The sequence below is a fragment of the Paraflavitalea sp. CAU 1676 genome, assembly GCF_029223285.1.
Lineage (GTDB): Bacteria > Bacteroidota > Bacteroidia > Chitinophagales > Chitinophagaceae > Paraflavitalea.
The window spans coordinates 44,556-67,888 of sequence record NZ_JARHUJ010000007.1; the positions used below are offsets into that span (position 1 = coordinate 44,556).

At 46.2% G+C, this 23,333-nt stretch carries 22 protein-coding genes; 12 read left to right on the forward strand and 10 right to left on the reverse strand.

What is annotated here, in order from left to right:
• Nucleotides 1–392 precede the first annotated feature (392 nt).
• Complete coding sequence (locus P2H89_RS22550) at nt 393–641, forward strand: hypothetical protein (protein WP_275831171.1); 249 nt, start codon at nt 393–395, stop codon at nt 639–641.
• Between the two features lie 63 nt (nt 642–704).
• On the opposite strand, the gene P2H89_RS22555 is transcribed toward P2H89_RS22550, so the two are convergent.
• Complete coding sequence (locus P2H89_RS22555; protein WP_275831172.1) at nt 705–3,686, reverse strand: carbohydrate binding domain-containing protein; 2,982 nt, start codon at nt 3,684–3,686, stop codon at nt 705–707.
• Between the two features lie 304 nt (nt 3,687–3,990).
• On the opposite strand from P2H89_RS22555, the gene P2H89_RS22560 reads away from it, so the two are divergent.
• The 3 genes from P2H89_RS22560 to P2H89_RS22570 all read left to right on the forward strand — a co-directional run bounded on the left by P2H89_RS22560 (nt 3,991) and on the right by P2H89_RS22570 (nt 6,410).
• Nucleotides 3,991–4,617 carry a hemolysin III family protein gene (locus P2H89_RS22560; RefSeq protein WP_275831175.1) on the forward strand — a complete coding sequence of 209 codons (627 nt, stop codon included), beginning with the start codon at nt 3,991–3,993 and terminating at the stop codon, nt 4,615–4,617.
• Nucleotides 4,618–4,653: 36 nt separating this feature from the next.
• Nucleotides 4,654–5,214, forward strand: coding sequence for an AraC family transcriptional regulator (locus P2H89_RS22565; protein WP_275831177.1), 561 nt, complete (start codon nt 4,654–4,656; stop codon nt 5,212–5,214).
• A 119-nt stretch (nt 5,215–5,333) separates the two neighbouring features.
• Nucleotides 5,334–6,410, forward strand: coding sequence for an acyl-CoA desaturase (locus P2H89_RS22570; RefSeq protein WP_275831179.1), 1,077 nt, complete (start codon nt 5,334–5,336; stop codon nt 6,408–6,410).
• 12 nt (nt 6,411–6,422) lie between these two features.
• Here the strand turns inward: P2H89_RS22570 and P2H89_RS22575 are convergent, their stop codons facing one another.
• The 4 genes from P2H89_RS22575 to P2H89_RS22590 all read right to left on the reverse strand — a co-directional run bounded on the left by P2H89_RS22575 (nt 6,423) and on the right by P2H89_RS22590 (nt 9,673).
• On the reverse strand, nt 6,423–6,842 hold the full coding sequence (locus P2H89_RS22575) for a hypothetical protein (protein WP_275831181.1): 420 nt from the start codon (nt 6,840–6,842) through the stop codon (nt 6,423–6,425).
• 118 nt (nt 6,843–6,960) lie between these two features.
• The gene (locus P2H89_RS22580; protein ID WP_275831183.1) at nt 6,961–7,326 is read right to left on the reverse strand and encodes a cupin domain-containing protein; all 366 of its coding nucleotides are present in this window, start codon (nt 7,324–7,326) and stop codon (nt 6,961–6,963) included.
• A gap of 210 nt (nt 7,327–7,536) precedes the next feature.
• Nucleotides 7,537–7,929, reverse strand: coding sequence for a hypothetical protein (locus P2H89_RS22585; RefSeq protein WP_275831185.1), 393 nt, complete (start codon nt 7,927–7,929; stop codon nt 7,537–7,539).
• Between the two features lie 145 nt (nt 7,930–8,074).
• On the reverse strand, nt 8,075–9,673 hold the full coding sequence (locus P2H89_RS22590) for a Na+/H+ antiporter (protein WP_275831187.1): 1,599 nt from the start codon (nt 9,671–9,673) through the stop codon (nt 8,075–8,077).
• 198 nt (nt 9,674–9,871) lie between these two features.
• Here P2H89_RS22590 and P2H89_RS22595 point away from each other — a divergent pair, with 198 nt between their 5' ends.
• From P2H89_RS22595 to P2H89_RS22630, 8 genes are all read left to right on the forward strand, one after another.
• Complete coding sequence (locus P2H89_RS22595; RefSeq protein ID WP_275831189.1) at nt 9,872–10,174, forward strand: hypothetical protein; 303 nt, start codon at nt 9,872–9,874, stop codon at nt 10,172–10,174.
• A 25-nt stretch (nt 10,175–10,199) separates the two neighbouring features.
• A complete protein-coding gene (locus P2H89_RS22600; RefSeq protein WP_275831191.1) occupies nt 10,200–10,841 on the forward strand; it encodes a hypothetical protein in 642 nt (213 codons plus the stop codon).
• 278 nt (nt 10,842–11,119) lie between these two features.
• Complete coding sequence (locus P2H89_RS22605) at nt 11,120–11,473, forward strand: DUF6152 family protein (RefSeq protein ID WP_275831193.1); 354 nt, start codon at nt 11,120–11,122, stop codon at nt 11,471–11,473.
• A 2-nt stretch (nt 11,474–11,475) separates the two neighbouring features.
• Nucleotides 11,476–11,913, forward strand: coding sequence for a hypothetical protein (locus tag P2H89_RS22610; RefSeq protein ID WP_275831195.1), 438 nt, complete (start codon nt 11,476–11,478; stop codon nt 11,911–11,913).
• A gap of 112 nt (nt 11,914–12,025) precedes the next feature.
• A complete protein-coding gene (locus P2H89_RS22615) occupies nt 12,026–12,451 on the forward strand; it encodes a DUF1801 domain-containing protein (protein ID WP_275831196.1) in 426 nt (141 codons plus the stop codon).
• Nucleotides 12,452–12,788: 337 nt separating this feature from the next.
• Nucleotides 12,789–13,538 carry a helix-turn-helix transcriptional regulator gene (locus P2H89_RS22620; protein WP_275831198.1) on the forward strand — a complete coding sequence of 250 codons (750 nt, stop codon included), beginning with the start codon at nt 12,789–12,791 and terminating at the stop codon, nt 13,536–13,538.
• A 98-nt stretch (nt 13,539–13,636) separates the two neighbouring features.
• Nucleotides 13,637–14,182: a Crp/Fnr family transcriptional regulator gene (locus P2H89_RS22625; RefSeq protein WP_275831200.1), complete on the forward strand. Its 546-nt coding sequence runs from the start codon at nt 13,637–13,639 to the stop codon at nt 14,180–14,182.
• A 74-nt stretch (nt 14,183–14,256) separates the two neighbouring features.
• Nucleotides 14,257–14,709, forward strand: coding sequence for a hypothetical protein (locus tag P2H89_RS22630; protein WP_275831202.1), 453 nt, complete (start codon nt 14,257–14,259; stop codon nt 14,707–14,709).
• Nucleotides 14,710–14,784: 75 nt separating this feature from the next.
• On the opposite strand, the gene P2H89_RS22635 is transcribed toward P2H89_RS22630, so the two are convergent.
• The 5 genes from P2H89_RS22635 to P2H89_RS22655 all read right to left on the reverse strand — a co-directional run bounded on the left by P2H89_RS22635 (nt 14,785) and on the right by P2H89_RS22655 (nt 23,011).
• The gene (locus P2H89_RS22635) at nt 14,785–16,131 is read right to left on the reverse strand and encodes a family 43 glycosylhydrolase (RefSeq protein WP_275831204.1); all 1,347 of its coding nucleotides are present in this window, start codon (nt 16,129–16,131) and stop codon (nt 14,785–14,787) included.
• A 13-nt stretch (nt 16,132–16,144) separates the two neighbouring features.
• Complete coding sequence (locus P2H89_RS22640; protein ID WP_275831206.1) at nt 16,145–17,326, reverse strand: alpha/beta hydrolase-fold protein; 1,182 nt, start codon at nt 17,324–17,326, stop codon at nt 16,145–16,147.
• Nucleotides 17,327–17,395: 69 nt separating this feature from the next.
• Nucleotides 17,396–17,896, reverse strand: coding sequence for a hypothetical protein (locus P2H89_RS22645; protein WP_275831208.1), 501 nt, complete (start codon nt 17,894–17,896; stop codon nt 17,396–17,398).
• A 123-nt stretch (nt 17,897–18,019) separates the two neighbouring features.
• The gene (locus P2H89_RS22650) at nt 18,020–19,807 is read right to left on the reverse strand and encodes a RagB/SusD family nutrient uptake outer membrane protein (protein ID WP_275831209.1); all 1,788 of its coding nucleotides are present in this window, start codon (nt 19,805–19,807) and stop codon (nt 18,020–18,022) included.
• Nucleotides 19,808–19,825: 18 nt separating this feature from the next.
• On the reverse strand, nt 19,826–23,011 hold the full coding sequence (locus P2H89_RS22655; protein ID WP_275831211.1) for a TonB-dependent receptor: 3,186 nt from the start codon (nt 23,009–23,011) through the stop codon (nt 19,826–19,828).
• Nucleotides 23,012–23,333: the final 322 nt, after the last annotated feature.

A 23,333-nucleotide genomic window follows, 5' to 3' on the forward strand; every position in this document is an offset into this window, starting at 1 on the left:
AATACTGAGATAGCAAGGAGTAGGTAACTAATTAAAAATGCAGATTACTTAGCAGATAATTAACAATTACTAATGCAAAACTCAAATGAAGTGTGAAGGTAGGTCATTTATAATTGGTAACCAAATCTTTCTGATACACTTTAACAGATCGATAGAAAACGGTTCCTCAAAAACATAAAAACAATTACCCAAAAAGTGTACCTTTACCCCGCCTCAAAAATGCTACAACGCCTCGTACTGTCTCTGCACTCATTGTAGCTATAGTAGTTCAAGTTGAAAAATTGCCTCTCATTTTCTCAGATGGCCGGGTTTTAAGCACTGGCCGATGTTATTTGTTCAGCAAAAGGTTATTAGTAAATAATTTAAAACATTAACTGTTTAAAATGTTAACTATGAAGCTTTCTGATTTTATCCTATTGAATGAGGAGGAAAAGAAAATGACTGTTCTTCACCAGGGGGTACTCGTAGCCAAGAGAAGTAACTTCGACTTCATGGTATTCCTTTTTCAGATGGAAAACTATTACGTGGAGGCATACTGCAACCCCCAAAACAAAGCGATCGAAGAATACAGGGTATTTGATAATATCACCTTATTAAATCCCTATCTGGACACAATCCCTATCGATAATTTACTGAATTGAGGCAACAAACATACTCGCCTGGGGTATGTTTACGGGCCTCACTTTCACGAAAGACTGGCACGTTTATCTGAAGGGCAATGCATCCCATACAGCAGCATTGACCTTCACAACCGCTTTTGATGCATCATCATAAGCCTGCATACCCTTGTCAGATACCGGATGATTGGCAGCCATCATCCGCTTCGCTTCCATCAAGGCATTACTCAATAGATACTCATAGTAACTATTGGCGTCATACTGTTGAGGGCCATAAATCGCTGCACCCTGCTCCACCAGCCTTTTCCGCCTTTCATTCTCCTGTGCCAAAACGGCCAGGAACTGGCTATAATCATACCCCTTCAACAAACCTGCTTGTTGAAGTAACCTGATTTTCCCTTTTTCCTCCTTCAACTGTTCCACCGTTCTGTTTTTGATCCATTGAAGGGGCGTCGTACCGTCATAAACACGATCCCAGAAATGGCTATCCGTAAAAGAAGCATGGTAACGTTGCAGAAAAAAATCAAAGCACGCACTTCTCAAGCCATCCATGCGCCATATAAATTCCCTTTTCGACACTTTCATATCACCGATTTCAACAACCGTAACGGAATCATCATACGAGGAAACGGCGAATTGTTCATCCAATAAAACGATAGTGGGTGGCACCATAACTCCCGCACCGTTGTATGCCCCAATATTGGGGGCCTTAGTCCCCAAAACCGGGTTATCCCAATAATCCCTTCCTCCATTGCTTGGAATCAACTTGCCTGCGCCGATAGCAGGCGAACCGGATGTCAATTGATACCCATCCGCGTTGCCAAAGGAAATCATCCCGTTAACCAGTTTGCCGGTACCCCCGCCTCCAGGTGAAACGAGTTGCGGATCGCTGGTAAGATTATTGTGGCCGGCAGGCATACCCGAAGCATCACCAAACACGAGGTTATGATCAAAAACAGGGGTCGCAATATTGTTCCAGCCGAGCCACTTGCCGGCACTTGTCAGGTAAAATATATTATTATGAAAATAAGCACTTACGGGAAGTCCGTTCCAGGAGGAAACCGATACCGGAATGGTCTTTGAACCCGCGGGCAGGTACACGGTATTGTTATAGATCTGTACATTGGAAACTGGACCGTGCAGGGCAAAGAGCAGATGCTGGTCATTTTGACTGATATTATACCGTATGATCGCATTCGTATTGCCCCCCTTCACCTCGTTGCAGATCAGCATAAATCCGCCCTCGTTATCATGGCTGTAGTTATATTGAAAAATGGTACCGTCCTGTCCATAGTCCACATCGAACCCCTGACCGTCATTCGTCGACCTCACATTATAGGCTTCATTAAACTGAAACACATTGTGGTCCCCGTTCCAGCACCAAATACCAGCATTGGGAGTGCCTGAATTGACATTGGCGCCATTCACCAGGTTGTATTCAATCAGGCCGTGAACGGTATTGATGGGCACAATGCCATCCCCACCCGCATTTTCCACATAATTGCTCCTGATCTCTACATGGGTATGGGCAACATAACCCGATCCATCAGTACATCCCACAGACGGCCGGCACCACCACTCGGAAGCGGTACCGATGCCAGTCCTGTTCACAGTCTTTACAATATTATTTTCGATCTTCACAGAATCAAACCACGACAGCACCGGCTGGCTTCCTTTACGGGCAACCACCATAATCCCCATGCTCCCGTTTTCATCTTTTGTATTATCGCCCAAAACATCATGAACGAAATTATTACGGATATAAATATGGGTCAACTTTCCTCGATCCCTGTTCTCCACCTCGATACCTCTTTTCTTCTGGCCCGCCCTGGCCGTATTGAGGATTTCCAGGTTGGTAATCTCCCAATACTGTTGGTTGGATAGATAAACGACGCGTAAGGCGCCGTTACCATTAAAAATGGGTCTTGTAGCAGTGCCGCCATAACGACTGATCACAATAGGACTCCCCGCTTTACCAGAACCCTTCGGACTCAAAGTGCCAACCCACACACCATCACACTTAAATAAGATAGAATCGCCGGCGTTGAAAGTTGTATTGTTTACCTTATACAAGGATTGCCACGCCAAAGCCGCACTTTTTCCGTCATTGGCATCCCTGCCACCAATAGCATCGATATAGTAGGTCGTATTACCCGGTGAACCAGCCGACAGGGTAAATAGATTAAAATCCCTTCCATAAGCAGATCCCGTACTTGCCTTGTATAAAAAAACAGTTACCTGGGTAACCGTGTCACCAGTAGTAAAACTTGTCTGATATTTTTTGTAGGCAGTATCGGTAACAATCACTTCACCGGCTTTGTAATTTTTAACACCCAGGATCACGGATTCACCGGGAGCGCCTGCCTTGATCCATCCTTCAAAAGTATAAGTAGTATGCGGATGAAGGTTGTAGATAACCTGCTCCAAACTCGTTTCACCGCCCGATTGAACTACAGCATAACCATCCCCGCCAGCGGTCTCGCGCTTTACAGTAGTATTGCCCGAAGGCTGCCAGCTATACCACGGCAACAAACTACCTGTTTCGAAAGCTGGGTTAATAAGAAGATTCGGGGATTGGACCACCAAATTGAAATCATCACCATAAGCAGCACCCGTAGTTGGTTTGTACAAAAAGACGGTAGCTTGGGTATTGGTGGCGCCGGTCGTAAAACTGACCTGGTATTTTGAATAAGTAGTGGCAGTAGCGCTAACAGTCACCGCCGTATTACCGTAGTTCTTGACGCCCAGCATGGCAGACTGACCGGGGGCAACTACCTTTATCCAACCTTCAAAAATATAAGTAGTATTGGGCTCCAGGTTAGCAATCAACTGTTCTATACTTGTTTCACCACCCGATTCATAGACAGCATAATTACCACTATGCGCGTTGCCACTGATGATTGTTGAAGTACCGGAAGGATTCCAGGCGTACCAGGGAGAAGTGCCGGAAAGATGCCAGGCAAACCACGCATGCAAGCTGTCTGTCTCAAAACCGGCATTGTTGATAGATTGGGTTTTCCCGGTAGAAAAGAAAAAAAGGCATACCAGCAAGCATTTAATTTCCCTCATACAAATGAATCTGAAAAGGATGAGTAAATATTATTGTGGTTAACTGGCCTTAGAGGAAGAGGAATTTAGGGGAGATACCCCTAATGTATACTTTATCATCGAAAACACAGTGCTCATTCGAGCCCAGCCGCACCCTGGCCAGGCAGCGGATACATCCATGCAAAACCACCGCAGCCGCAGTTCCAGGACGATGAGAATGAATTTATGTGTCAATAACTACCCATTTTGAGTCACTGGATTAGGTGAAAGGCATGGCCGGGAATTACCTGTATTTACAGATTGAAAACCCCTTAAGAGATCAGTTATGGAAACTTACACGCGGAAACAAGAGGTTGTCAATGCCCTCATACACGGTATTGGTATGCTGTTTGGTGTGAGCGGGCTACCGGTCCTGGTGGCCATCGGAACGGTAAACGGCAATACCCCGGGCATTATCGGTTCAGGAATTTACGGTTTTTGCTTTCTGATGCTTTTTACATCCTCCACCATCTACCACATTACGCTCGAACCGGCCACCAGGCGGCTTTTTAAAACACTTGACCACATCAGCATTTATTTCCTCATTGCCGGCACCTATACCCCCCTATTGCTGATCTTTCTGAACAATCAATTTGGGGTAACCCTGCTGGTTGTTTTATGGAGTTTAACACTACTGGGCATATTCTTCAAAATCCGTTATACGGGCCGTTTTGAGATCGTGTCTACCATCGTTTACCTGCTGATGGGCTGGATCATGCTGGCAGGCGGACGCAGGTTTTTTACCGCGATGCCTGCCGATGTGATCGTAATGATCTGTATTGGCGGAGGTCTCTTTAGCGTCGGAGTAATATTTTACCTGTGGGACAAATATCTGTACACCCATGCCGTGTGGCATGGATTTGTACTGGCAGGTGCCATTTGCCATTATGTAGCCGTATTGCTTTCGCTTTGATGGCTACATTAACGACAGCTTAAATACTTGAACGACTTGAAGCTATTCATTAAAAATATGGTATGTATTCGCTGCAAAATAGTAGTGAAAGATGAGTTGACGAAACTCGGGCTGCATTGCATCGTGGTAGACCTGGGCGAAGTGGAAATCGCCGAGACAATTACGGCCGAACAGCGCGACCAGGTGCAGATCGCCTTGTTACGCTCGGGGCTGGAGCTCATGGACGATAAAAGGAGTATGCTTATTCAGCGCATAAAGCAGGTCATCATCGAACTCGTGCACTATTCCGAAGAACCATTGCGTGTCAAGTTCTCCGAATACCTAAGCCAGAAGCTTAACTACGATTATACCTACCTGGCCAATATTTTTTCGGAGGTACAGGGCATCACCATCGAAAAATTCATCATCTCCCACAAAATTGAACGGGTAAAGGAGTTACTGGTCTACGATCAGCTGACCCTGTCCGAAATAGCATTCCTGATGCACTACAGCAGTGTATCCCACCTATCGGCTCAATTTAAAAAGGTCACCGGCCTTACCCCCTCCCACTTCAAGCAGATCAAATCCCAAAGGCGCAGTATGTTGGATGACCTGTAGGGAACCGACGGAAAAGTGTGAATCATGTGATTTAATCCCGGAATCATATAACCCTCATTTGGATTAATTGTACCATCTTTAGGGAGTATCATATTGCTTATTCAACACCTTCAAAGCGCATGTCCAGGGTAACCTTCAACAATAGCAGCCGGTTATTTTACCAGGCCGTTAAAAAGTCAGTGGATGACTATTTCGAGAACAATCGCCTCCAAAAGACCGGCAATTGGAATCTTTATGTGAAAGCAGTCATCCTGATACCGGTTGCGCTGGCCCTGTATGGCTTCCTGGTATGGGGGAGCTATCATTGGCTCACCGGCGTGCTGCTGGCGGCTTTGTTGGGACTGTCATTGGTATGCATTGCATTCAATATAATGCACGACGCCTGCCATGGCAGCTATTCCCGCAAAAAATGGGTGAATGAGCTCATGGGCCTTAGCATGAATGCCCTGGGCAGCAATGCTTTTATATGGAAGATCAAGCACAATATCATCCACCACACCTATACCAACATCGATGGCATTGATGATGACCTGGCCAACAGTTCCCTGTTAAGAATGTGCAACACCCAGCAATGGAGGCCCATGCACCGGTTCCAGTTCATTTACATGTATCTGCTGTACGCCATCAGCACCCTCGCCTGGATGTGGGGCACCGATTTTGCTAAATACTTCTCCAGGAAGATCCACAATACACCGATCAGGAAAATTAACCTCCACCAGCATATCGTCTTCTGGACCAGCAAGCTGTTGTATATGTTCGTGTATGTTGCGGTGCCTGTTTATTTTGTAGGGTGGCAGCCATGGTTAATAGGCTTCCTCGTAATTCATGCAGTAATGGGCCTTGCTTTATCCATCGTATTTCAACTGGCGCATGTGGTAGAGAAAACTACCTTTGAGGCCATTGCAGATAAACCCAAAGTAATAGCGTCTGAATGGGCTGTACACGAAGTGAGCACCACGGCCAACTTTGCTCCTGAAAACAAGCTGATCAGCTGGCTGGTGGGTGGCTTGAACTTCCAGATAGAACACCACCTATTCCCGCAGATCAGTCATGTACATTATCCGGCATTGAGTAAAATAGTCCGGCAGCAATGCGAACTGTTTGACCTTCCTTATAACTACTATCCCACCATGCACCAGGCCATATACTCTCATATACGCCTCATGAAGCAACTGGGGCGTCCTGACGCTTCCTGATGAAATCTTCCGTTATTGCTTAAGAGCCTTTTCTTTTGGCTGTTGAAACGCCAGTTCTTCGCCCTGAATGCTGAAGAACAGGTTTTGCAATTGGTGCAAATGGGTCATATGCTGAACAATCGGCTGACGGGAAAAATCCAGCGGGAAATAATCGTTGTCCAACTCGATAGAATAGGTCCTCTCGGGCCGGGGATGTTGCCATACCTTAAAATGGGGATGAAAAGTGAACCCCATGCCTGTCAGCAACTGGTTTGTTATCCGCACGCTTTCCAGCCGATCGGAGGACGCACTTTCAAATTTAACTTCGCCATCTATTTCATACCCGACCAGGTGCTCCTCAGTACGCCCATTATTATTCAGGCTGCATACCGTACAGAGTTTCTTGTCGACCAGCACATAATTGCCGATCCGGAATTGTTCTATATTGATCATAATATGCGTTTTACTGTTTATTTAAAACAACAACTGCCCAGCGTTCGCGTGAGCAGTTGCTCGTTCATCATGGCAGATATTGAAGTAATTGCTGAGGGAGACCGCGAAACGTCGCCCTTTATTCGTAGCCGCTTTTAATGGTTGTTAAGATCATCTTAAATCGTCCATTGGGATTGATATAGTGAGAAGCATGTGCAGGGATAATGATCCCCTGGCCCGTCTGCAATTGGCTGGTGTGTTCACCGATCACAACCTCTGCCTGCCCTTCAACGATCTGAACAAAGGTTTCGAAAGGGCTCGTTTTTTCTACCAGCCCCTCGCCATAATCAAATGACATCATACTCACGTTGCCGGTCGACTTTTTAATAATAGTTTTTATAACCACCGAATTAGGTACGTATTCGAGGATCTCAACAATGATATGAACTTTGGATCTCTCCAGTTCCTCATTGGCCGGCAACCTGTTATTCAGTGAGCTATCCATATTATTTATGTTATTACTGCTTTTTAATGGTGGAAGTAAAGAAAGAAGAAAGGGGCCAGGATAGAGATCCAGCCCGTTTTTTTAATCCAATATCCTATGAAAACGAATTTAAAGGTAGGAGCTTCTGTACTGGTACTTGTTATTGAATCCCATATTCGTTTTGTATAATTCACACATCCCCGCGGACACAGCGCCGCTTCACCTGCCGCATTACCGGTTATCGCTCTTCGATAGGGAAGGCTGATCTGTTCTGCCCTTGTATCCCGCGAATTTTGCCCTGTACATTTTAGCATTACGGTATGGCTTTGGATCATTGATTACCACTTTATAGCCGCTGAAACGGTCATAATGCTGAAACTGCTTAGGAAAGTCAGTGGTAAAGATCCACCGCCCGCGATGCCTGTAAATGTAGGTTCGTTTGGGAACGTAGTAGAAGGCGTCTATATCGGGCATGTAATAATAGTTTGCGTGATCATATCCTGCCGGCCCCCAAACAGGTTGATCGCCGGTGTTGCCAGGCAGGCTTAACCGGATCTGCGCGGTGATACGATCACCCATAAAACAACTTATCATTATGGATGCCAGAACAACTAGCTTTTTCATGATTCATATAGTTTGAGAAGCAGCGTTCCTGGATAGCTAAAGGTAATCTTATTAGCGCTGGCTATCATTATACAACTCTCCGTTATAATTGCATAATTCACACATCTGCAGACTGAATGGAGGGTCAACAAGAAAAGGATCGGCGCTACCTGGGTAATGACTGCTCAAACTGAAGTTCATCAATATCCATTTCTCTTTCTACTTGTTTTACGGCTTCCTCACTGAATTTTCCTTCCTTATGGAGTTGCAATAACAGGTCACGTTGAAATAAGCCGATATTTATCCGTGCATCCTGCATTTTCGTGATAGATCTTACCGGCAACCGCTCTTCACGCACTTCGTTCCGGGTATGAAGAATGATTTCTTCCCGAAGGTTTTCCATCAATTGTTCATACCTGTTTTTCAAAGGAAGAATGATGGCGGCTTCAGACTGGGGAGTCATCACCCGCTCAATGTATTCAAGCGTATGAAGCACCACAAGCAGCTGAAGCTCTCTTACCTCCTTCTCTTCGTTGCTGGAAGGCTTGATGCCTAATAGGCGTATCAGGAGCGGCAGGGAAAAACCCTGCACCACCAGGGTCATAAATATCACCACAAAACATACGAACAGGATGAGGTGTCGTTGCGGAAAAGCTTGTCCGCTGGGCAGACTTAGCGGCAGAGCCAGCGCAGCAGCCATGGAAATAACGCCCCGCGTACCGGTCCAGGAAACAATAAGGACGTTTTTCCAGCTATCTCCAATCGCTTCGTTTGCATGGGCTGCGGGATTCCGCTTTTTTAACCTGGTTGACAATTTTAAAGAATAAGCGCCAGCAAAAACCCATACAACCCGCACCAGGATGGTCGCCAGGCTAATGATCAGTCCATAGCCAATGAGCGAAAAAATACTGTATTCGCTCAATTGCCCCAAAATGACCGGCAATTGAAGACCTATCAATATGAACAGAAATCCATTCATCAAAAACGTGATCGTGTCCCAGACAGCTCTTGTTCGCATTCTGGTTTGATAAGAGAATATCTCCTGCGCTCTCCACGACACCATCAGGCCGGTACATACCACTGCCAGAATGCCCGATGTATGCAGCTCTTCAGCCAGCAAATAGGAAATAAAGGGGGATAATAAGGTAAGGCTTGTTTCTACCAACGAATGGTTGGTGATTTTTTTATGCAGAAATATCAGCAGGTACCCAACGGCCAACCCCACTAAAACGCCACCACCAGCAACCACGAGGAATTGCAGCCCAGCCTGCCATATTACAAAAACGCCGGTAATGCTGGCCGTCAGGGCGTAGCGGTAGGCAATTAAAGCTGCGGCGTCGTTGACCAGGCTTTCACCTTCGAGTATACTGATCAGTCGTTTGCTCAATCCCAGGCCCTTAATGATGCCTGCTGCGGCCGTGGCATCGGGAGGTGAAACTATAGCGCCCAACAGGAAAGCCAGTGGCCAGGTAAATTGTGGAAGGCAATAATAGGCTGTAATGGCTACAACGATCGTGGTGCAAAACACAAGACTTATACCGAGGGCGCTGATCGGACGAATATTTTTCCTGAATTCGCGCCACGAAGTGCGCAAGGCAGCGTCATACAGCAAAGGGGGCAGAAAAACCAGGAAAATGATGTCCGGATTGGGCGTAAGGGGCGGCAGCGGAATAAATCCGATCACCAATCCCGTTAAAACCAACAATACAGGGTAAGGCATCTTGAGTTTATCGATAAATGCCGATAAACTGATCAAAACAGCCATAATAAATATGATAAGCTTAAAATTGTCCATATACGCCTCTCACCATTACTTACACTTGCAGGTAGCTGTAAACTACGATTAATAGCGCATAGAGCCCGGAATGTGTGAATGTTACAACTTATTAAGATAGTTGTATAACAGCAGTGCAGATAAATGAACAGACCTTTGCACCAGGAATGAAAGTAAAAAAATAAATGTATGAAAAAGGTTTTGGGCATCACCCTGTTATTAATCGTTGCGACATTTTGTTCGGTAAACGCACAAAGCAAAACAAAGAAAGATACGACAGGCGGTAAGAACGCTGTTGAGAAAGCGGCGAATAAAACAGCAGAAGTGGCTGTTAAGGGAAAGGCAACCGTTGTAGACAAGGTGTATAAGGATAAGGTGGGACCTGATGGGCAAACCATTTACATCGACCGCCATTCCAAATATTATTGGGTCGATAAAAAGGGCCATAACGTATATGTAGAAAAAAGCCAACTTAGACCTAAACAAAGCTAATCGGACTATTAAACACCACTTTAAAATGAAACAAAAACAAATAGTGCTGCTTTTAGCAGCAGCATGCTTCTCGGCCCTGACGGGTCTGGCGCAGGTCAGCGAAACTTCCTTAATAATTGATAAAGAAAACCGGCACGCAGTAATGTTGCCTGTTCAACAGCCGGAGAAAGAAACCAGGGAAGCGTTGAGACTACGGCTGAAAAGATCAGGGCTCAATGAAAAGATGTCTGGCAATGTAGCAAGGTATAAAGGCGTTACATTTTCGGAGATCAGTCCCGACAAGATTGATATCTATACAAAAGTAGAGCCTGGTCCAAACAATAGCAGTCTCGTGTACATGGCCGTTTCCAGGGGCTATAATAACTTTACCTCTAGCGGATCGGATAGTCTCCTTACAGAAAACGTAAAATTATTCCTGCAATCCTTTACGGTCGATGCCAGCAACCACGCTGATGATATTGATATTACCAACCAACTGGATGATATCAGTAAAGAAGAAAAGAGTTATCAGGCGTTACTCGATGAACAGGTCGATCTGCAAAAGAAAAGGTCGGCTATCGATACCAAACTTTTGGATATCCAGAATAACCTGAACCTGAAAAGAGAAACGATAGACAAAAAGAAATTAGACGTGGAGAAAGCGAAAAGCAAACACGCAAAACTGTAACAAGTTCAATAGAGATACCCTCCGTGCTGAAGGCTTATGAAATCAAAAATTAAGGCCCCAGGAAGTTGGCACCCACCCAACTCCTGGAGGTCTTAATTTTTTAAGTATAGCCCCTAATGGCAGCCAGTTACCAACTGGAAAAAATCGCCTATCCCTTCAATGAAAGCAACAGCATTTCCCGAAGGACGAAAGTGCCGTTGAAACGCCAACCAGTCCGGCTTTAACGAATGAATGAAAATCGGTAACTTTAATACTATTGTTGATCAAAATCTTCTATCATGAAAAAGTGGCAATCGCTTGTAGCCCTTTCGATACTCCTGCTGGCAGTATCATTCAGGCCGTTCCATCATGGCTGGGCCAATTACGATCAGACAAAAACACTCGACTACACAGGAACAGTGGAAGAGTTTAAGTTGGAGAACCCGCATGCCAGTGCAAGGGTAACGGATAAAAACAAAACATGGTTGGTAATACTGGCGCCTACGAGCCGGATGGAATCGAGAGGGGTACCTACAGACAAGATCGTAAAAGGAAGTAAACTCCGCGTCGTAGGTTATCCGCATAAAACGACCAAGGATGAAATGCGGGCAGAAAGGATCTACGTGGACAACGTCAAATATGAATTGCGATAACTGTGGTAGTTAAATGGATCGAAGCATCCTCGCTGGCAGAAGCCATACGGCAATCGACATGGTTGTATCCTTTTATTGAGATCATTCACATACTGGGGATCGTGCTCGTGGCTGGCGGTGCGATCCTTTTTGACATACGATTATTGTCAAACAGGAAGGCAATTATAGAGAACAGGTATTTATTGTCCTGGTCAAAGCTGGGGCTGATACTCGTCATACCATCTGGCCTGCTCTTGTTTTCGACCAATGCGATGGCATTGTCACGTGATCCTGTCTTCGGATTGAAATTAGGGTTACTGCTGCTGGCGGCTATCAATGCCTGGGTATTCCACGTGAGGGTCTTTCTGCCGGCAAATTATACTACTGCCCGATTTCATGCGATCGCCTCGGTCATACTATGGATAAGCATCATATCCTGTGGCAGACTCCTCGCCTACTAACCACCTCAAGCCCCTTTCACCCCCGCAGAAAGTCGCATTCCCCACCCAGGCGTTCAGCAAGAGCACAATACATTTAGGATACAAATCCTTAACCAGTAAACTAATTCATGATATGAACGTGCAGGAACAGGTTAAAAAGTATATAGCTGGACAGCCGGAGCCAAAACGCAGTGAACTGCAGGACTTGCACCAGCGCACCCTTCAGGCGTTAGCCGGAGGGAAATTATGGTTCGAAGATGGCAAAGACGCAAACAATAAAACCGTTGCCAACCCCACTATAGGATATGGACTGCAAACCATAAAATATGCCAATGGCAAAACCAAAGAATTTTTCCGGATCGGTATAAGTGCCAACACCACCGGGATTTCTGTCTATATCCTGGGCATCGAGGATAAGAAGTACCTGGCCCAAACCTATGGAAAGGATTTAGGCAAGGCAAGTGTCACCGGGTATTGCATTAAGTTTAAAACGCTAAAGGATATAAACCTGGATATTCTGGAGGAGGCAATACGATATGGGTTGGAGCTGCCCCATTAAGACCAGGGGCAAATGCTTTCAGGCTTCAGCTATTATCTTCGTCCCAGGCTTCTTATTATTAGAAAAAGGCAGCTTATGAACACTATTAAGTAAATAATGGCTAACCCGTTATGCTCAAATCGCAGAGTCTTAAAGTCGAATTTTTTGTATAGTGTTACCCCTAAAATGATGGTTACAATGCTTAAAGTAAACGGTATTGCTTTTTTCTTTTCCATAATCAGGTTGTTTTTGATCAGGTTAATGGACGTTGCTGAAAGTATTTCCTTCAAAAATCAAGGTAAAAAGTTTGTAAATGCCTACACCGGGGTGTAAATTTAGTCTCCTATAAAAGGTGTACATGAAGCACAACGCCGGTTCTAGCCTGCTGACCACGAACAAGCTGGGCGACGTTACGGAAACCAACCAGCATTACCTGGAAGCAATAAAGGCCTTTGCCCGCCTGAGCTACGAGAGTATATATGTGATCGACTACAAAGACATGTCTTTCGAATACGTATCAGATAATCCGCTTTTCCTATGCGGATATAGTGCAGCCGAGGTATTACAACTGGGATATGAATTCTACTTCCGGCAGGTCCCGGCACAAGACCTGGAATTATTATCACAACTCAACGAAGCAGGCTTTGATTTCTACGCGCAACTTCCCGTGAACGAGCGGACGCTTTACAGTATTACCTATGATTTTCACCTGACTCATAAAAATGGCAAACAGATCCTCATCAATCATAAGCTAACCCCGCTCTTTCTGACACCAGAGGGGAAGATGTGGAAGTCTATGTGCATAGTATCCTTATCACGGCAGCAGGCTGCCGGGAATGTGAGCATCCACCGACAGGGAAGCAACGAGGTCTGGGACCTGGTCATCGGAAAAAAGGTCTGGCGAAAATCGGTAAAGCCATCGCTCACCGAAAGAGAACTGGAGGTATTGCGGATGCATGCCCAGGGGTATTCAATCGATCAGATTGCGGAGAAGCTGTTTGTTGCGCCAGACACGGTGAAATATTACCGTAGAAGGATCTTTGAACGGCTGGAGGTGAGCAATGTAATGGATGCCTTGTCGTTAGCAGTGGCTAGTAAGTTGATTTGAGGGCCAGCTAAAAAAAGACACTACTAGAACCACCACCAAACAAGCACCACCGGCCTGTGTCTTTTCAGCAGTTCTCACACCATGTATAATTTCTTGCTATGAACTATAAGGATACTGTTTTTAATAAAGAAACATTAGCAGAGATGTTCGGGCATTTTAAATTAAAGAAAGTAAAGCGCAACAATATCCTTCTGCACGAAGGTGAGATTTGCAAAACTTTTAACTTTGTTAAAAAAGGCTGCATTCGAAATTATTTCATTGATAAAAAGGGGAACGACAAAACGAGATCAGTTACGTTGGAAGGAAATGTCGGAACCGGATTATCAAGTTTTATTGCTGAACAACCATCCACTGAATTCATTGACACGCTTGAAGATTCTGAATTGTTAACAATCAGCCGGAACGATTTTTTTCAACTGACCACTACCCGGGAAAACTGGAAACAATTGTATCAACAGTTTTTGGAAACTACTTACCTGCATCAAAGTAGAAAAATTGAGGCGCTAATGACCCTGAATGCGCAACAGCGATTCCAGAAATTAATGCACGGTAACCCGCTTTTAATACAGCGCCTGTCCAATAAAGTGCTTGCCTCGTATCTCGATATGCGGGAAGAAACCTTAAGCAGAATTAAGTCGCAGTAATTCGATTTTGATCTATATCAATGCCTGCCTGGCAGATTGTCACCAATTTTGCGCTATCACTAAATTATACTTTTATGAAAAGAGCATTTGTAGTGCAATCAATGGTGGCAGCAGTTATTTTCTCATTGCCTTATACTGTTAATCCACAGTCCCACGGAAAAGACAAAATAACTAAACAAATGGATACCAATAAAAATCAACAACACATGGATTACAAGGTAAACATTGGAAGAATTGATGTACCAAAAGCCTCCATCGAAGATTTCAAAAAGCAGTCAGCCATGGCACCAAGGTACCTGAAATCGCTGCCCGGTTATATAAAAGGCGATTACTTCGAAATGACAGACGAGTCCGGCGATCTTCATATGATATCTGTTGTTACCTGGCAGAATAAAGAATTCTACGAAAATGCCCAAATAACATTGAAAAAGCATTATGAAGAAATAGGGTTTAATCGCATGGAATTTGTTCAACGGTTGAATCTAAAAATAAAATACGAAGCCTATTCCTTGCTGGAAATAAACTAATGCTTTAAACCTCCACAAAATGAAAAATGGATCGCATTGCTGCGATCCTTCTCAATAACCTTGCTACACCAAAAACTATTCAAACTTTATCCAGTCTACCGATAAAGGTGTATCGCCCCTGAACACCACAAAAATGTTCTGTACGCCCGATGGAGATGTTGACACAGGGGCTTTTATCATATTCCATTCACCGCTTTTTATAGTATTGACTCGGGCGATAAGAGGGCCAGTAATGCTTCCGCTGTGAAGCTCAAGCGTATTAGCGCCTTCACCCATGACTTTTACCCGAACCGACCGGAACGACTTCTTGCCAAAATCAACGCTGTTGTATTGTACCCAGGCACCGGCTTCTGTAAAGTCCGCTTTCCAGCCTTTGAACCGGTCGGCGGTATCCAGGAATGCGATGGATGCGCCCCGGTCGCTGATGGCCGTATACCGGTCTACCTGTATGTCGCTGGCAGCGCTGGTGATGCCGATGCCCCGCAGCGTAGGGGTCACCTTTTTTATGGTGCCATCTGCATTGAATACGAGACTGTCGGCCATTATTGACCTTGCTTTATCAAAACGGGGTGAATAATCGTTGTGGTGATAGAACAGGTACCATTGGTTCTTTAACTGAATAACTGAATGATGATTCGTCCAGCAGCCTGAAGCAGATTCATCCATGATCACCCCTGTCATTTTAAAGGGGCCTAATGGGCTATTGCCGATGGCATATTCCAGTCGTTCGGTTTTATTTTCAACATGCGGGAAGGTGAGGTAATAAAGGCCATTTCGTTCAAACACATAGGGGCCTTCTTTCAACCCTTTATTGGGAAGATCCTGGAATATGACCGGGTCGGATGCCAGCTCCAGCATGTTATCCTGCAGCTTTGCTCCGTAGATATTTCCCTGCGACCAATAGAGATAGGCCTGTCCATCTTTGTCAATAAACACATTGGGATCTATTCCATGTACTTTTTTAATGGGTGTTGGCTGAGGCATAAATGGTCCCCCCGGTTTATCGGCCACGGCCACACCGATGGCAAACCCTCTTCCGTATATCGAATCGGGGGTGGCAGGAAAATAGAAATAATACTTTCCATTCCGGTATATGCAATCCGGCGCCCACATGCTGTATCCATCGGGCTTTGCCCAAGGCACGGAAGTTTGGGTCACGATGACGCCATGGTCTTTCCAATCGGCAAGGTCCTTTGAAGCATAGACATGGTAGTCTTCCATGCAAAACCACCCAACGCGCCCGTGGCCGGGCGTGGCCAGTATGTCATGTGATGGATATACATAAACGCTGTCGCCAAATACCCGGGCCGAAGGGTCTGCCGAATACATATTCCTGATCAGCGGGTTCTGGGCGATCGCCCCCAGCACCATTAGCATCATTATGCCTGTTGCCAATATTTTTTTATAAAGGATGTCTTTCATACGGGTAACTATATTATTTAAATAGCCTGGGCGCAAAATCATTGAGCGCCCTGCGCCAGGTGAGCCATTCGTGCGCAGTGCCGGGCGATTCATGATATACCAGGTTTTTGATGCCATGGCTTTTTAACGTCTCGTAGGTTTGTTTGGCGCCCTGGCCTTCTTCGGTGCCAATGCTGATGAACAATAGTTTCATTTTTTTATTGAAGACTTCTGCGTCTTTAAATGCCCCGTTATAACCTGTTTCAATGGTGGTGGGCGGGGCGTTACGGTTAAAAGGGTTGGGCCCAAACCGGCCTGAGCCACTAAAGCCACCCATCCAGGCAAACTTGTCCATATTGTTCAGCACGGCATTCCATGTTTGAGCGCCGCCTCTCGATAAACCAGCCATGGCTCTGTGGTCGCGATCGGTGTACGTGCGGAAAGTTTTATCTACATACGGTATGAGGTCTTTGATCAGAATGTCGGTGATATCACCGGATGCTTTGCGCACATCCGAGTTTGTTTTGATGTCTCCGCTCGGCATGACGATGATCATGGGGACAGATTTGCCGGTTGCTATCAATCCATCCATAATATTGGCAACATGCCCCTGGACCGACCACCCGTTCTCATCTTCGCCCCAACCATGCACCAGGTAAAGGACCGGGTATTTTTTCTTTGGATTCTTTTCATATTCAGCAGGTACATACACATTGACATGACGTTCTAATCCATTTATGTCGGACCAATGGTACAAGGAGCGAATTTCTCCGTGGGGTATATTCTTATTGAATCTGTAATAATCTCCTTCGGGCCCCTCCGGAATTTCAATAGCTGCAGATTCCCAGTTGCTGCCAAAATAAGCCTCGCTTCCCCTGTCCATGACCGGAACACTATCTATCATCACTGCATAATAATGAAAGCCGACCACCAGGGGAGTGGTCGTGTACCACCAAACTCCTTTTTCATCTTTTGCCATAGCGTGTTTCCCCCCCAGCTGCAGGGTTACATTTTGCGCATAGGGCGCCACCACCCGAAAGGTGGCCTGGCGGGTTTCGGGATTGACGGCCGGATACTGCGATAAAAACGTGTTGGTAGATGCCGGCTTAAAGCCTGCCGCCAGTGGCTGTTCCTGGTTGTTCTGTATACCCGCGAACTGGGCCAACAGCCTGCCACAGGCCATTACAGCCATCAGTATAAATGCAATCTTTTTCATGATTGGTAGATTAATTAATAGGATTTGTGTCTGCCTCTTTATAATGCTTTAAGTAAACATGAAACTACCTTAGTGCGTATAAAAAGCCTTTGTCGTCGTTTCTCCGCGGGGGGAGTTAGTATACGTTACTATGGACAGCGTTCCATCCTTTATGGTCCAGGTTTCAGTTGATTTAAATTCATTGGTTTGTCCATCCATGTCAAATTTTATCGTATTATCAACTGTCAGTGCCGAGCCATCGCCGGACCATTTTGCCGTTGTTTTCCGCTTTGACCCGCCAAATCCTTCCGTCTCGGTGATCTTGCCATCATAGCTTACAGTCAGTGTACTGGTGACCGGATCCCCTCCATTAAAACCAGGGATTGTTCTGGTAATGGTAATTGCATTGTCTTTTTGTTCCACTTTGAGCGTGCGGGCAACAAAACCGCCAAACTCGCCCAGTTCACTTTTTGATTCATTCAGCTTCCAGTCTCCGGAAAAATTAGCACGATCTCTGATGGTCGTAAAAGAGAGTAAAACCGCAGCGGGTATCAATAAGGAATAGATTGCTTTTCCGATAAGTTTTTTCATAACAACTACTTTTTTATTTAATAAAAGGTAAAAAGGTGACTGGTTCGTTGTGCTTAATCAGGAAGGAACATGGCGCCGATGACGCCATGTGCCTTCCTGTCAATTTTGTAAGCCATTAAAGTTTTAATACCCGGGGGTTTGTACCAGTTTATTATTCTGTGCCAGCGCCGACTGAGGTATGGGATGCATGTACTGTTTCAGTTTGAATGCATGGGGATGGTTCAATCCTACCGGTGTATACACCCAGGTGCCGCTGTTATCCGGCTTTGTATTTTCGATCTTCATGCCATGCAGATCGACCGTGAGTACCTGGTCGGCAATCTTCCAGCGGATGATATCCTGGAAACGTTTGTTCTCAAAACACAGCTCTACCCTTCTTTCCTGGCGGATCGCATCCCGCATCTGGCTCTGACTCAATCCTGCGGGCAAACCGGGCAGGTTTACCCGGGCCCTGATCGCATTGATGGCGTCGTATACGGAAGCATCCGGACCTACGGCCTCATTTTGCGCTTCGGCATATCCCAGCAATACTTCTGCATACCGGAAATAAACGTAGTTGGCCCCACTCAATCCTGTTGCCGGACGGTTCTTCGGATTTAATTTCTTCTTGAAGTAATACCCCGTATTGCTTACATCCGTGCTCGCGAAATCTATCTGGTTCGGCGAAGGCCTTACCTTATCGATGCGCGTGTAAACAGTATCCTGTGCACTCATCCAGTCCATTTTATAAGGAGCCCCATCGTACACGATCCACTTATAGAACCTGCGTTCGCGGCCCACATAAGGACGTTGGGGATCATAGCCGGATGTGGGGTCGGTGATGGGTTTACCATTTGCCATGAAGAATTGATCGACCAGCTCCTGGGTTGGGTTATAATTACCCCAGGTATAGTAAGAGCCGAGCACATAAACCGGGCCGCCGTATTGTTCATAGTTGGAGCCCTTCACGTTGGCCACGTGCTGCCTGTCCCAGATCACCTCTGTATTGTACTCATTGTCCTCATACCAAAGCGTAGAGTCTTCCGCAAACAGACCATAAGTCTTTCCGGCGCCCCAATCGTCCATGAACTTTTTAAAGGAAACAGCTGCCGTAGCCCAACGCGCAACATCCGCATTGCCAAATCCGGCTATCTTATTAGGATCGGCGCCTCCTATATACGTTGCTGCATTGTAGGTAGGGCTTGCGGCCACCAACTGCAGATAGGCTTTCAACATCAAAGCAGCGCCCAGCGTAGCCCTGCCGGCATCCGGATTCCCTTTGTTGTATTTAACTGCCAGGAATTTATTGTTCAGTATCGTATCCAGGGTTTTGGTGAGGAAGTCGAGCGTCTCTGCGTAGGTGCTTCTTTTTACAAACAGGTTAGCACTGTCTGCACGTACCTGTGGGTTTAAAATAATGGGCACACCACCCCAGTTGAGAAAAAGAATGCTGTAGTGAAAGGCCCTGTTGAACCGCGCTTCATCGATACGCTTATTGTACCAGGCAGCGGTGTAATTTTCCTTATGCGCATTTACCTGTTGTATAAACGTATTGCATTTGCGGATGGAAGTATAGAGCGCCGGCCAGTTGTGCCTGCTAACGGTTTGAATGCCGGTAGCTCCACCGCCAAAAAGCCCGTAGTTGGTTGAAGCGGGATCCAGGTTCCCATCTTTAAACTTCCAGGAATTGTAATAAAAGCCGGCATCATTGTCGTCGGTGAAATTGTCCAGGTTTTCCGGTTGGGAATACATGTCGGGCACCTGATCATATACGTCGTTCAGGAAAATATCGGCATTGGACTCTGTGGCCCATTGCGTATTGTCGTCGAGGCTTACCTTCTGCTGGTTGTCCAGGTCCTTGTCGCAGGCCGACAAACCCAGCAACCCTGCGAACAGGCAACTGTAAAGTATATATGTTTTTACTGGTCTCATCTTTTTATTGTTTAATGGTTAGAAAGTGGCATTGAAACCCACCAGGATTGTTTTCTGGATCGGGTAACCTTGTTCGCCGGTTGTTTCAGGATCTGTAAACTTGAGGTCTCCGTGCGTCCATAAGTTCTGCCCCGTTACGTAGATCCGAAAATTCTTCAACTTCGCTTTTGAAGTGATGCTGGCAGGGATCGTATACCCCAGGGAAGCCGTTTTTAACCGCAGATAGGAGCTGTTGACAAACCAGAAATCAGAAGTTTGTCCGTTGTTGTTGGTAGGCGCCGAATAGGCCCTTGGATATTTTGAATTTTGGTTATTGGGGGTCCACCTGTTGTTGTAATACTCGTAAGAGGAGTTACTATTGTTGTTGAAGTGAGCTACGGTCATAAAGCCATACACATTAAAGCTCGACATGCCCGAACCCTGGAAGAGCATCGAAAGATCAAATCCCTTCCAGCTGGCGTTTACGTTAACGCCGTAAATGATGGCCGGTGTTTGAGGACGGGCGATGACGGCTTCATCATAAGAGTCGATCTTGCCGTCGGGTGCTCCATTGGGGCCACCCAGATCTGCATACCGGATGTCGCCGGGACGCAGCGTACCGAATTGGGTGATCGTATATCCATCCGAACTGTTAATGACTCCATCGCTGTTCTTATCATCGGCCGTCGTGAACAGGCCCAATGACTTATAGCCGAACACCGTATTATATTGGCGGCCCGTTCTGCTGCGCCTTGGGTCGTTTTTGGTGACCGGCGATTCGTACAACTGTATCACCTTATTCTTTGCATACGTAAAGTTTCCATCGACCGATACCTGCAGGCCATTGTTGAATTTTTTGGTGGTACCGAGGGTTAGCTCGAATCCACGGTTGTCCATGATACCTGCATTTTCCTGGGCCAGCTGCAGTCCGTATTCTTGTGGCACCACTATATTGGGAGATAACAACATCCCGGTTCTTCTTTCATAGAAATAATCAGCCTCCAATCTTAAAAGGCCTTTCCACAAGGTTGCCTCTACGGCTACGTCTGTTTTTTTGCTGATCTCCCAGGTAATATTGGGGTTGTTTTCTATCGACACGTAAGATCCCTGTACGAGGGCGCCGTCGCCAAACGCGTAGGCATTTCCCCTCAGCGGATAGCTGCTCAGGAATTGAAACCCGGTACTGGTAAGGTTGCCGGATTTTCCCCATGATCCCCGAAGCTTGAGAAAATCCACAAAGGTCGCGGTACTGAGGAAGTTCTCATTGGAGAGTATCCAGCCCACTGAAAATGCGGGGAGATAGACCCATCTTTTGCCGGGAGCGAAATAGTAATGACCATCGTACCGGCCTGATGCCTCGAGCAGGTAACGCCTGTCGTACGCATAGCTTGCGCGGTACACATACCCCACCTGGCTGCCGGTACCTGATCCGCCGGCTATATCAAAGTCATTTTTATTAGAGCTGCCCAGTGACAGTTCGTCGATATTGACCGCATAGTTGTTGATCCTTGCCCTGAAATCATTTTGCTTGTTATTCCTTTTTTCTGCCACTACCAACCCGGTAATGTCATGTTTGCCGAAGGTGTTGTGGTAGTTCAGGTAGCCCTGCCAGGTGATGGTGTTGTTTTGCCAGTATTGCTGGTTCAACCAACCAAAAGTGGTGGCACTGGTTTCCTGGGTAGAAAAAGCAGACGTATAAGTATAAGGAGGAGCCGCACCGCTGCGCGTATAGTAAATAAATGGCCGGTGCCATTGTTTTTGGGTATAATAATAAGGATCATAACTAAACGATCCTTTTATACTGAGCCCTTTTACGAAGGGCAGCTTTTGCTCGAGGGTAACGGTACTCAGTAAATTGGTGGTATTTTGCCGGAAATAACCTTCTGAGTTAATGACGCCGATCGGTGCATTGCCCGAACTTTCGCCCCACAATCCATTGCTAAACCTAAGCGGAGCAACCGGTATAAATTTATAAACGCCCCTGAACAACTGGCCGGTGCCGCCATCCACATCCGTGGTTTTTTGTATGGCGCCATTTAAGGTAACCGCTGCCGTGGTGGTGGGCGTGATATTTACATCCAGGTTCACACTATAATTGTAGCGCTCATAACCCGACCTGTCGAACATACCGTCCTGTTTAAAGTAACCGAGGCCGGCGTAATACTTGATCGTGGAGGAACCACCGCGAACGGAGAAATTACCCTGGTAAATGGGCGAATGCTTTTTTACCACATCATTCAGGGCATCTGAGATGGGGTACAGGTCAGGGTCTTTGGCGTGATTGGATTGATATGCGTCGATGTAAGCCTGGCTATAGGTGGGATTTGTACCTGTTGGGTTTTCGGTTACATAGGCTTCCAGTTTCAGCTTCATATAATCTTCCGCACTGAGCATTTTGGGCAGGTAGGTAGGCTGCTGATCGCCATAATAGCCACCGAAGCTCAGCACCGGTGCACCGGTAACACCTCTTTTGGTGGTAATCAGTACCACGCCGTTGGCCCCTCCCAATCCATAAGAGGCTACCGCGGCAGCATCTTTCAACACCGATACGCTTTCGATGTTATTGGGGTCTACTTCATTGATGTTGTTACGGATCACGCCATCTACTACAATCAAGGGGGTTGTATTATAGGTAACACCATTGACCGTGGTGCCGGTGGTGGCAATCCCCCTGACGTATATAGTAGCATTGTCGGCACCAGGTCGCCCGCCATTGGCACGCGTGATGACGCCGGTTGCCCTTCCTGCCAGTGAGTTCGAAATATTGGCAGCAGGCACCACAGCCAGTTGCTCCCCTTTTACCCTTGCCACGGAAGCTGTCGATAACTGCTTTTTTTGCGTGCCGTATCCGATTACGACTACGTCATCCAGTGAATTGAGACCCGGGCTGAGGGCTATTTCCAGCGCGGCCGTTGCGGTCTTTACAGCCACCTCCTTCAACAGGAAGCCAACATAAGAAACGACCAGCACTGCTGAGCTTTGCTGGATGGTAAGGGTAAAACTTCCATCTGCAGCGGTGGTGGTTGCGTTGGAGAAGCCTTTTTGGGTAATGGATGCCCCTGCGAGGGCATTGCCCTTGTCGTCGAACACTTTTCCACTGACGGTAAAACTAATGGGCAATGGCGGGCGGCCTCTGTGACCGGGATCATGGGCAAACGAGGTTGCCCGGAACATTATAAAAGCAAGAAAAAACCATAATTTGACATGGCAATCAATTCGTTTCATACAATTAGTGATTTTTGGTGAATAATGAACCAGTCTCACCAGGTACGGCATCGGTAACTGATTGTTCAGCTTTAGGTTATGATAGCACCAGGGAGTACACAATGGGAAAGGAAGGTGGAGGAGGAACGGGCCAGGCCCGCGGAATGGTAAATTTGTTCATACTGGCAGCAGTTTGGTCATTGCAACAAGGCAACTTGTTGAAACGGTGTAAGACAATCAGTTAGCAAATGAATCGCCGGTTTCTGGGTGAACCGGCTCGTGTATAAAATTCGAGTAATTGGCCATCGATGAAGGGGACATTTGTTGGATATACTGTCAATAA